Source organism: Clostridium sp. Marseille-P299 (assembly GCF_900078195.1).
Classification (GTDB): Bacteria; Bacillota; Clostridia; order Lachnospirales; family Lachnospiraceae; genus Lachnoclostridium.
Genome location: NZ_FJVE01000007.1, coordinates 1,034,460 through 1,045,600, shown reverse-complemented (window position 1 = coordinate 1,045,600; position 11,141 = coordinate 1,034,460). Strand labels below are relative to the sequence as shown.

Here is an 11,141-nt window from a genome sequence, read left to right as displayed (position 1 = left end):
GACTCCAAAAACCGCATAAAAAGTAAAAAAGGGCAACAAAAAAAAATGCCGGTTGCACCACTTGCTCCCTATAGCCCAAAGTGCCCAGATATTGACTATAGTTCAACGCATCATTTTTTTACATTCGTATTTAGTTGTATTTATCCATTAAATCGCCTGATATATGGAGCTTCATTTAAATTCTAATAAATATTCAATATAATTGATTTTTTTTATTTAGCCCATATTAATTATATATCGGTAATATTTGTATGAAATATAATATATTTTCCTTTTTATTGTATAGTATAAAAGTCCTAGGTATAAATGGATTTTAGTAATATTGTCGCATATTTTCAAATCATTCAATCAATTTAACTATGGATAGAAATAGTATATCTAATGCATATTCTTGGGATTTTTGATGATAATTATAATAATTAACGAAAGTTCCCAACGAATCAAAAAATAAATAAATTTTACAAGGATGGGCTGAAAATAGGCATATCCGTCATAAATGAGCACAGAAAATTCTTTACGCACAATAATTTTGCTGCCAGTAGCAGCATGGAGGAAATTATGAAGAAATCCCATGACGAAAATAATGTTGTTACCTTACCTTTGACAAAAAAGCTAGATGAAAATATAAAAACCCTTGAAACTTTATTTGTATCTTGCAGTGATGTTATTAAACGTAAATTAACCATTGGTGGTTCGCAAAAAGTAAATATCTATCTTTCCTATGTTGATCTTATGATAGATAGAAAGTCACTGGAGCAGAACATTATTGATAATTTATTATACAGGATGGACGACCTACCATCAGAACATCAATTTGATTATATCAAAGCCCATGCATTACAGACAGCAGATATCAAAGAACTAACCACGATGGATGAAATAACACAAGCAATTATGTCTGGTGATGTTGTCTTGTTAATTGACGGTTTTAATAAAGCTCTTATGATATCTTTAAAGAGCTATCCTAGTCGGGGTGTGTCAGAAGTCAAAACAGAAGTCACAATTAGAGGAGCAAAGGATAGTTTTACCGAAAGTGTCGCTATCAATAAGGCTTTAATACGACGACGCATTCGTGATACTAAACTTAAAATGGATCCCCTTAAAGTTGGAATCAGAAGTCGTACAGATATAACCATAGTTTATATATCTGACCTTGCACATGAAGACATAATAAACGAAATAAAAGAAAGAATTGATCAATTTGTAATTGATGGTATCTTTGATATTGGTATGCTAGAGCATCTTACCGAACATGCCTGGTACTCTCCTTTCCCACAATTTCAGTCGACAGAACGACCAGATAAAGTAGCATCTGCTTTGTTAGAAGGTAGAGTTGCCATATTGGTAGATAACTCACCAATGGCAATGCTCTTCCCAGTCACACTAAGCTCATTTTTTCAAGCCTCTGATGACTATTATAATAGATGGGAAGTGGTATCTTTTATAAGAATATTAAGATATCTCGCATCCATCATAGCGATTGGAGCTCCTGGATTATACATCGCCATTACCAATTACCAACCTGAAATGATTCCTACCTCCTTAGCTCTCTCATTTGCTGCTGCAAGACGGGGTGTCCCGTTTTCCATTGTCTTAGAAGTTATTATCTTGCAGATAGCCTTTGAATTATTATCTGAAGCCGGGATACGGCTTCCTAGTCCACTGGGGAATACCATTGGTATTGTCGGAGGATTAATTATCGGCGAGGCAGCGGTAAGTGCTAACTTAGTAAGTTCTATGGTAGTAATTGTTGTAGCCTTTACTGCGATTGCTTCTTTTACTATACCAAATGAAACCTTTTCCTCTGCGTTTCGTTTAATTCGATATATGATTATTATCTTATCTGCTATATTGGGTTTGTTTGGATTTATAATTGGTTTAATGCTTGTCTTTATCCACCTAGCAAGTTTAGAAAGTTTTGGAGTACCTTATCTCTCTCCATTTGTTGCAGTGAATCACAAGAAAGAAAGTACGATTGGCGATTCTATCTTGAAATACCCAATTTTCAAGCAAAAGAAACGTCCATTTTATGCAAATGAAGATCAAAAAGTCCGTTTAAAAGAACGTGATAAAAAAAGAAATGGTAAGTAGGTGAATCGCTATGTTTCCGAGGAATTTTAAAATTTCAAGCTCACAATTTAGAAAAATGCTCGTATTAGATATTCTAAGTATATCTATTATGATTGTGCCACAGATAGCCTCTGTGGGCGCTGGCAAAGATGGAATCCTAGCAATTATATTAGGATCTGTCCTTGCACTTCTTTATAGTTTACTCATGTTATATTTTACAAGGAGGGTAAATAGCGACTACTTCACCTATAGTAAAGATACCGTTGGTAAATTTATTACTTTTATTTTTGGCATTTTATATATCATAAAATTTTTAATTCTATGTATCTTCGTTTTTAATCTTTTCTCAAATATTATAAATGAAACTTTATTGCCGAATACTAATTATAAAATTATTTTACTATTTCTTATCGTTTTAACCTTATATTTGGCTTCAAAAGAAATTGAAGTTCGTGCAAGATTAACTGAATTCCTTTATCTTGTTGTCTTAATCCCTCTTGTTCTTTTGTTACTTTTAGGAGTTCCAAAGGTTGATATTCCTAATTTACTTCCTATATTAACAACAGATGGTGGTTCTATTTTACGTACAGGATTTTCGATTTTTTTAACGTATTCTGCTGCTGAATTTATATTATTCGAATCTGCTGCTATAAAACAAGACGATAAACGTAGTCAAAAAAATGTGATACACGCAATTATAACATCAACTGTCATAAATATATTTTTCTTTATTATGGTAGTTGGCTTACTTGGTATTTATAGTACGAATCAAAAAATATGGTCAACGATTATAGTAATGCAACTCTTAGAAGTTCCCGGAGGTTTCATACAAAGACTCGATGCAATTGTTCTCGCCTTTTGGATGATAAGTATTTTTTTCATTTCAAGCACCTTACTGTACCATATTAGTAACATTGCAAAAAGTATTACGAATGCTAAAAAACGTGAATATTATCTTATCATTTTTGCAATATTGATTTTCTTAATTTGTATGAAGCCAATTAAAATAGATATTATTCTCGCCAATTTAAATAAATATCTAATATATATTGGAGTACCTCAATCGATTCTTATGCCACTTATAGTGTTTGGTATTGATAAAATTAAATCTGGGAAAGGAATACGCCATGAATAAAGTAACGTTATTTAAAAAAATAAAAGTTATTTCTTTGATTTTAATCATATTCCTTATCTCCTTTACAGTCACTGGTTGCTCTGACATGGTTGAAATACAAGATAGAGATTTTGTGCTCGCGTTAGGAATTTCTTATACCGATAAATACAACGTAACATTTGCACTCCCCGATTTAGATGCAATTACTGGTCAATCAAACGAAGCAGCAAAAGAACGTTTGTTACGCAATTTTAGTGCTGAAACACTTCCAGAAATTGAAGTTCTTTATAATTTAAACTCTGAGAAACGCCTTGATTATAGGCATTTAAAAGCAATTGTTTTAGACGGCTCTATCTTCTTAGACCAAGAAAAGCTAAAAGAATTTTTAAGATACATTGATAATCAATATATGTTGTCACGAAATGTTTTATTATTTTACTATCCCGATGGCGCAAACAACTTATTGGATATGAATAGTAAAATTGGCGGTAGTATCGGAGATTATTTAAAAAAGCTAAATAAGAACAACTTAAACATGAAAGATAATGCAACCCTTGGTAGTATAATGAATTGTTTGGATTATACGAAATCTCTTCTAATTCCAATGCTTAAAGAGGAAGAATCTTCTATCGCTTTAAATGGTGGCGTGATCTTTTATAAGGATTCTGAACTTAAAATAATCACGGAAGAACAACGTAAAATCTATGAAATTCTTCAAGGAAAAGGTACCGATTATGTCTTTCGAATCGGTGATGATGTTATTCGGTTAAAGGATGTAAAATGCAAAACCAAATATGAATATACGAATCATGTGCCATATGTGCAATTTAATATCAACGGGATATCAGAAAATTTACAATCGGATTCCAGTATGGATACTTCCTTACCAAATAAATTAAAGCTATACCTTGAAGAGCAAATTAAGGGAGAGTTGAATACTCTTTTAAAACAAGATCACATTGATTTTTTAAATCTTTATGAAACGAGTAGCTATAAAAATCGTGATATTTGGGTGAATTATGAAGGTAGGATAAATGAATTTATTGATGATTTACAAATTGGACTAAATATTGAAATAAAATAAGAACTTAGGGAATTTAATTTATCTGTATTTCCATATTATTAAAAAATCCGGCTGTTTCGACTACAGCCGGATTTTTTTAACACAAGAAATTAGAAATTATAGAGTTCTGCTATAAATCCTGTTTTTTTAATGCTGTCTTTTTAATGCCTTTTTACTATCTTTACTAGAATTTTCAAGAAAAGGATTATGTATAATACTGAGCCTGGGCATTCCAAAGGTTAGAATAAGCTCCATCCTCTTCCATTAATTGCTCATGACTACCACGTTCGATGATTTTACCATGCTCAAATACAATAATATCATCACAAAATCTACAGCTACTCATGCGATGGGATATATAAATACTAGTTTTATCTTTCACTAGCTCGTCAAATCTTGAATATATCTCATATTCACTAATAGGATCTAATGCTGCCGTCGGTTCATCTAGTACTACAAATGGTGCATCCTTATAAATTGCTCTGGCAATTGCAAGTTTTTGCGCCTCACCGCCACTTACTTCCATACCACCCTCATCGTATTTATAAAGTGGTGTAGAAAGTTTCATCGGCATTGCTTCAATACGTTCTTTTATCCCTGCTTTTTGTAGACTATCCCAAATTTTCCCTTCATCCACCTCTTTACTTGCAGCTATATTTTCCCGAATTGGAAACGCAAACAAGGAAAAGTCCTGAAATACTACACCAAAAAGCTTTATATAGGATTCATAATCATATTTTTTGATATCAATACCATTTAATGTGATTACTCCTTCTGTTGGATCATATAACCTACAAAGCAATTTTATAAACGTCGTTTTACCAGCGCCATTGCAGCCTACTACTGCTATTTTATCTTTTAATGTTACTTTACAGGACACACGGTCTAATACTTTTTCACTGCTACCAGGGTAAGAAAAGCTTACATCATGAAATTCAATCTCATATTCATTGTCAAGACGCTTCTCAATAGGTATTGTCCCAGTTTCCCTCTTATTTTCAAGTTTCATAAAATCAATAAAACTACTAAGATAACTACATATCTTACGAATTTCAGTATTTTTGCTCTGCATATCCATAATGGATTGATTAAATTGTGAAAATGCGCCTGTATATTTTGTAAATGATCCCACGCTAACTGCACCAGCTAAAATTTTAATCAAAACAAGCATGTAAGTATAGATGGTAAACACTCCACCAATGATACTGTCTAGTAATAAAGAATTCTTTTCATACTCACACATATTTTCATATACTTTTCGTGTTGGCTTTTTCCAATAATCAAAGATATCTAAAAGCATTTCTTTCATTCCAAAGATACGAATGTATTTTCCTTTTGTATAGTCAAAGAAAACATCCATCACCATATATTGAATTTGTTGCTCTGCTTTTATATGGGAATTAAAATTAGTTTCTTGCTTTTTTCCATAATATAAATTTTTCTTATTTGTTATCATAAATAAGAACGCAAAAAAGATAATAAATGAAATAATAGAAAAAGGAAGGCTTGCTAATTTCATAAAAGCAACTGTCTTTAATGGCTTTGAGATACAAAGATTTATAACTAACACAATTGCTGTGATTGCAGATAATAACGCTCCTAGCATTTCTTTATACTTGATTATTAAGTAGCCAACGCCTCCATACATGCTCATCGTAAATTCGGTTGAACTTATTTTTTGAAGAACATCCGCCTTTTCCATTGTTTCATAATCAAGTTCAAATGCTTTCTTTCGAATCAATATCTTCATATTGTTTAGAGATTCTTTTGATTTGTAATCACAGATTTGCTTTAACAAATCAACGAGCAACCCTACAAGAAAATCTAAGCTTATCATTAATATTGTTAGAAAAATTGCAGTCTTAAATTCCTTACTTAATAAATGATCAATAATAGCAGCTGAAAAAAACAATCCAATATAAGGATATATTGCTTCGACGACTGCACTTAGCATAGCAAGAGGAATTGTGGATGAATCTGTTTTATGAACCATTGCCATTAGTTCAAATCCTTTTTTATGAAATCCTAACTTTTCTTTTAGTTTATCCTTCATAACACAGTTCCTCCTCATTGTTTTCTAGATTTTTTTGATAATAATGTGATTGAACCGCAAACATTTTTGCATATTCTCCATGCTTGTCCATCAACTCGTCATGAGTGCCTTCTTCCATGATTCTTCCATCTTTTACAAAGATAATGCGATCACAAAAGCGGGTAGAACTTAATCGATGTGAAATAAAAATACTTGTTTTATCTTCTGTTAATGATTGATATTTCTCATATAAGTTACTTTCTGCAATCGGATCAAGGGCTGCTGTTGGCTCATCTAAAATTATGACTGGAGCATCTTTATAAAGTGCCCTTGCAAGCATAAGCTTTTGCATTTCACCTCCTGAAAATTCAACCCCTTCTTCATCTAATTTTTTCAACATCATAGTATCCATCTTCTTAGGTAATTCCTGAATTTTTTCTGTAAGGTCAGCCTTTTTCACCGCCTGTGTTAATCGCTCCTCGTTAATCTCTGAACGCTTTACGCAAACGATATTTTCATCCAAATGAAATGCAAATGCAAATACTTCTTGGAACACAACTGCAAACTCTTTAAAGTAATCCTCCTTACGAAATGTCTGTATATCAATGCCATCAAGATAAATTTTTCCTTCGGTAGGTGTATACAAACCACTGATTAACTTGATTAATGTTGATTTTCCTGCACCATTCATACCGACTACTGCAAGTTTTTCACCTGCACGAATTGTAAGATTGATATCTCTAAGAGTATACTCTTCATTTCCTGGGTACTTAAAAGAAACATGTTCTAATACTATTTCATGTGATTTGGAATTTTTTGGTGTTAGCTCTCTATTTTTATCTTGATTTTGTATTTGGTTTTGTATTGGTTCTTGTATTTGTTTTTGCTTCTGTATTTGTTTCTGTTTTTGCTTTTTATTCTGTTTTAGCTTCTGTTCTTGTTTTTGTTCTTGTTCTTGCTTTTGTTCTTGTTTTTGTTTTTGTTTTTGTTTTTGTTTTTGTTTCTGTTTCTGTTCTTGATTTTCTACAATTCCATACTCCATAAAACTTCTATAATCATTTAGATAATCGGAATCCACCTGCATACCATGGTATTTCTGAAAGATTTCTTTCATCCAAGTTCCAAAACCTGCTGCAACACCAATGTATAGTAAAAATTGATCCAAAGGCATTCCATGTATCATTTGATAAATCAAGTAAGCATACACTACGCCATCACGTACTAAGTTCATGATTCGCTCTGCCGCATTTACAAGATAATACCTTCTATATTCTTTCTTGTACCAGTAAAATCTTTTTTCAGTGTATTCTTTAAAGGAATCTAAAAACCAATTCTTAAGTTGATATAGTCGAATATCCTTACCATTCTTTGTGTCGATTGCTTGATTTTGCAGATAATCTAACTTTTTATCATAAGGAGTCCAATCTTCCTTATGTTTTTGTATAAAAGAACGGTTTTTATGGTTTAAAATAACTATGATTAGAGTGGTAATAATAAGTGTTATTAATATAAATATACTCATATTAGCCGATATCATAGCATATAAAATAAATCCTCCAATTTGTGCAATTAAAGCACTGGTTTTATTTGCTAGTGCTTCGATACCAACATCATTTCCTGCATACACTGCAAATCTTGCCTTAGTCAGCATGTCTTGACCTTTTGGACATTCTAATTTTTCGTAGTCCATTTCAGTGGTATGAACTAACATTTCTCTCATAAAATCAATTCGAAATAAAAATGTTTTGCTGGTAGTTGTTTGTTTTAGAAAAGTCAAACCAATTCTTACAACCATTAATAATACTACATAAAATAGAACTTTTAGAATGGATGTCTCTACCCTATTTTCTAATGTTATTGCGGCAATGACCACACTTGGCAATGCCATTGTTAAAAACGGTGCTGCTATTTCAAATAGTATTTGAAACATTGCATAAGCAAAATAGGAGATACCAACATAATCATATACTTTTTTAAAGGTGTATCTTATATTTTGCCATAGTGTATAATTTTTCTGCATACTTACCTCCCGTAGAATATTTACTCTTATCATACTTATTTTTTATTGTATGAGGAGTAATCAGCACGAATTGTAAAAATACACGCACGAATTGCAAAACACATGCAAGAATTGTAAATACACACAGGAATTGCGCTTTATCTATAAGGGAATGGTTACTTCTGAGGCAAATATCCCTGGTTCATTTTGTAAATTAAGATAACCATCGTATTTTTCAGTTAGTATTTTAACACGTTTTAAACCAAGTCCATGATTCCCACGTTTTGTCGTAATATAATTTTTATCATTCACCGATAAATCTTCTTTCGCTGAATTTTGAATTGATAGATAGAGCTGCTTCTTAATAATTGCAATATAAACTCGAATAAAACGCTTATCCTCCTCAATCCTTTCGCATGATTCAATTGCATTATCCAGTAAATTTCCTAGTATGACACACAAATCAATTTCACTGACAGATAAATCTTCCTTAACCTCAGCCTTACAATTAATTTTAATATTCTTTTTCTCAGCCAAAGACAACTTACTATTAAGTATCGCATCAATCATAAGATTTCCTGATTTTACGAAGGTATCTACATGTGATAGTTCTTGCTCAAGCTTATCAAGGTATGTATTTACTTCCTCTATTTGCATAAGAGCAATGTGGGCTTTTATTACCTGAATATGATTATGATAGTCATGACGCCAGCCTCGCATATCTAAATATATATTCTTAATTTCTTCGTATTGATGCTGTAACAAATTCTGTTGGAAACTTCTCATACTCTTTTCAAAACCAGTTTTATAAAACCTAAGAGTTAACTCTAACATAATAAAAATTAGTAATGATAAGCCAGATAGCCACAACTGAGTAATTCTAAGATAAGTATCATTCCTAAAAATTTCACTACCGTTTTTATTTATAAGGAATGTAATCATAATTATACAAGCATATACAACGGTAACAATAAATGCATTAAATATACGTAAATAAGACCGTTTCCAAGAAAATATAAAGAATAAAAACAAACATAGAAATTCCATAAGTATTTGTTTAGTAAAAATTGGATGAATACCCTCTAGCAATTGATAAACTAAAATGATTCCACCATATAAAACGATATATTTCCACTGAAATTGAAATATTTCTTCATCAAAGAACAAATCATATAGCACAAAAAATAACGTAACCAACAACCATCCAACAAAACTATAGCCAAGTACGTTTGCAACAACAACGGAACTTACGGAAAGAAAGCAAAGGATACTTAATTTTCCTTTGCCCTTTTCAATTTCGCCCATCTGATATAAAAAATATGTATACCCTACGATAAAAAGCAATTGATATACAATGTTTAATGCATTCATAGCAACCTTAAATGATGTATTTTAGTACAATACGTACACTACACCAATATGCTCCTTTCCTCTCAACTTTATTATATTAACTCAAACTTCGCATTATAAAAGTTAAATGAATACTTGATACATTCAGAAATTAGTTTATCTATATTACCATGATTATAATTCTCTTCGATAATATTCTAAAAAGGCCTGATTTAAAGACTCCCACTTCCCTCTTGCAATGGGAATTTTATCGCCAGAATCAACAACAAGCTCTGTCTTTCCAATACGTTCAATTTTTGAAATATTCACAAGATAGGAACGGTGCGTACGGTAAAACCCGAAAGAGCTTAGCTCCTCACTAAGTTTTTGTATTCCTGTTCTACTTTTATACTCCATGCTTTTTGAATAAATAATAGAATCATGTCCCGCACTTTCTATGTATAAAATATCTGAAATCCTCACCTTACTTAAGGTACCCTTTTCTTCACAAATCAAACATTGTGGAGCTGTCTGAATTTTTTGATATGCCTTATCTAAGCATTCTTTTAATATATCTTCTTTCACAGGTTTCATCAAATAAAATAATGCATTCACCTCATACCCAGAAAATACATAATCCGAGATACCAGTAATAAATATAATTGGAATCTCATCGTTTTTCGCTCTAAGTTTTTTTGCTAGTTCCATTCCATTCATATCTTTCATTTGAATATCTAACAAAAGCAAATCGTAATCATTTTTATCTTCATAAGAAAACAAAAAGTTTTCTGAACTTATAAATGTATGTATTTCACAAATTTCTTTACGGTCATAACACCATTTCGTTATGTATTTTGATAAAAGCTCTAATTCTACATTTTCATCATCACAAATTGCAAATTTCATATACTTAATTTCCTTTGCTTCTTATTCAATCATAAAGTACTATTGCTAGTGAACTTCCTTATAAGTTTACTGCAAAATAACAAAATAAGCCAGAATGTTTTTATAACATCCTGGCTTGTTTTGATAGATAAAGCTTCTACATAGATTAAAAGGATTTAAGTAATACTTAGAATTATGCTATTATTCAGCACGACTTTAAAATACAACAACTAAGAACATCTTAAATTTCTCTGTTGCATAAACAGCATGTGGATGACCGGATGGCATTACAATTGTTTCACCAGCTTTTAATACATAATCCTGTCCATCAATTGTAATCTTTCCTTCGCCCTCTAAAGCTAATACAAGCGCATCACCTTCCGATTGGTGAGTACTAATTTCCTCATCTTTATCAAAAGCAAATAAAGTTAAACTAACCGCTTTATTTTGAACCAAGGTTTTACTAACTACTTGACCTGGTAAATAAGAAGTTTGCTCAGCCATATTAAGTACCGTTGAAAATTCAATATTTTTTAATATTTCTTTCATTAACATCCCTCTTTTCTTTTATCCAAAGATTATGTTGCATCCGTATTACATTTATAGAATAGCCTAATTGAATAGGATGCATTGTATCTGTAGCAACATT

At 31.5% G+C, this 11,141-nt stretch carries 8 protein-coding genes and 1 riboswitch; of the genes, 3 read left to right on the top strand and 5 right to left on the bottom strand.

Going from position 1 to position 11,141, the window contains the following annotated elements; all coding sequences use genetic code 11:
• Positions 1-37 precede the first annotated feature (37 nt).
• Positions 38-122: riboswitch (cyclic di-GMP riboswitch) on the bottom strand.
• 436 nt (positions 123-558) lie between these two features.
• The 3 genes from BN4220_RS12590 to BN4220_RS12580 are packed head-to-tail and all read left to right on the top strand — an operon-like array spanning position 559 to position 4,268.
• Positions 559-2,091 (top strand): spore germination protein, encoded by a 1,533-nt coding sequence (locus tag BN4220_RS12590; RefSeq protein WP_066716794.1) that lies wholly within the window; start codon positions 559-561, stop codon positions 2,089-2,091.
• A 10-nt stretch (positions 2,092-2,101) separates the two neighbouring features.
• Entirely contained in the window at positions 2,102-3,205 is a 1,104-nt protein-coding gene (locus tag BN4220_RS12585; protein ID WP_066716792.1) for a GerAB/ArcD/ProY family transporter, read from the top strand.
• A complete protein-coding gene (locus tag BN4220_RS12580; protein WP_066716790.1) occupies positions 3,198-4,268 on the top strand; it encodes a Ger(x)C family spore germination protein in 1,071 nt (356 codons plus the stop codon). The genes BN4220_RS12585 and BN4220_RS12580 overlap by 8 nt, the downstream gene beginning before the upstream one ends.
• A 184-nt stretch (positions 4,269-4,452) precedes the next feature.
• Here BN4220_RS12580 and BN4220_RS12575 read toward each other — a convergent pair whose 3' ends face one another.
• The 5 genes from BN4220_RS12575 to BN4220_RS12555 all read right to left on the bottom strand — a co-directional run bounded on the left by BN4220_RS12575 (position 4,453) and on the right by BN4220_RS12555 (position 11,041).
• Positions 4,453-6,300, bottom strand: a complete 1,848-nt coding sequence (locus tag BN4220_RS12575) for an ABC transporter ATP-binding protein (protein ID WP_066716787.1) — start codon at positions 6,298-6,300, stop codon at positions 4,453-4,455.
• On the bottom strand, positions 6,290-8,299 hold the full coding sequence (locus tag BN4220_RS12570; protein WP_066716785.1) for an ABC transporter ATP-binding protein: 2,010 nt from the start codon (positions 8,297-8,299) through the stop codon (positions 6,290-6,292). The genes BN4220_RS12575 and BN4220_RS12570 overlap by 11 nt, the downstream gene beginning before the upstream one ends.
• A 141-nt stretch (positions 8,300-8,440) precedes the next feature.
• Positions 8,441-9,649 carry a sensor histidine kinase gene (locus BN4220_RS20505; RefSeq protein ID WP_082812290.1) on the bottom strand — a complete coding sequence of 403 codons (1,209 nt, stop codon included), beginning with the start codon at positions 9,647-9,649 and terminating at the stop codon, positions 8,441-8,443.
• A 153-nt stretch (positions 9,650-9,802) separates the two neighbouring features.
• Entirely contained in the window at positions 9,803-10,513 is a 711-nt protein-coding gene (locus tag BN4220_RS12560; protein ID WP_066716784.1) for a LytR/AlgR family response regulator transcription factor, read from the bottom strand.
• A gap of 195 nt (positions 10,514-10,708) precedes the next feature.
• Positions 10,709-11,041, bottom strand: a complete 333-nt coding sequence (locus tag BN4220_RS12555; RefSeq protein ID WP_066716782.1) for a cupin domain-containing protein — start codon at positions 11,039-11,041, stop codon at positions 10,709-10,711.
• Between the last annotated feature and the right edge of the window lie 100 nt (positions 11,042-11,141).

Coding starts and splice junctions, on each gene's coding strand:
- BN4220_RS12590 (WP_066716794.1), top strand. CDS start 559: ATGAAGAAATCCCATGACGAAAATAATGTTGTTACCTTACCTTTGACA.
- BN4220_RS12585 (WP_066716792.1), top strand. CDS start 2,102: ATGTTTCCGAGGAATTTTAAAATTTCAAGCTCACAATTTAGAAAAATG.
- BN4220_RS12580 (WP_066716790.1), top strand. CDS start 3,198: ATGAATAAAGTAACGTTATTTAAAAAAATAAAAGTTATTTCTTTGATT.
- BN4220_RS12575 (WP_066716787.1), bottom strand. CDS start 6,300: ATGAAGGATAAACTAAAAGAAAAGTTAGGATTTCATAAAAAAGGATTT.
- BN4220_RS12570 (WP_066716785.1), bottom strand. CDS start 8,299: ATGCAGAAAAATTATACACTATGGCAAAATATAAGATACACCTTTAAA.
- BN4220_RS20505 (WP_082812290.1), bottom strand. CDS start 9,649: ATGAATGCATTAAACATTGTATATCAATTGCTTTTTATCGTAGGGTAT.
- BN4220_RS12560 (WP_066716784.1), bottom strand. CDS start 10,513: ATGAAATTTGCAATTTGTGATGATGAAAATGTAGAATTAGAGCTTTTA.
- BN4220_RS12555 (WP_066716782.1), bottom strand. CDS start 11,041: ATGAAAGAAATATTAAAAAATATTGAATTTTCAACGGTACTTAATATG.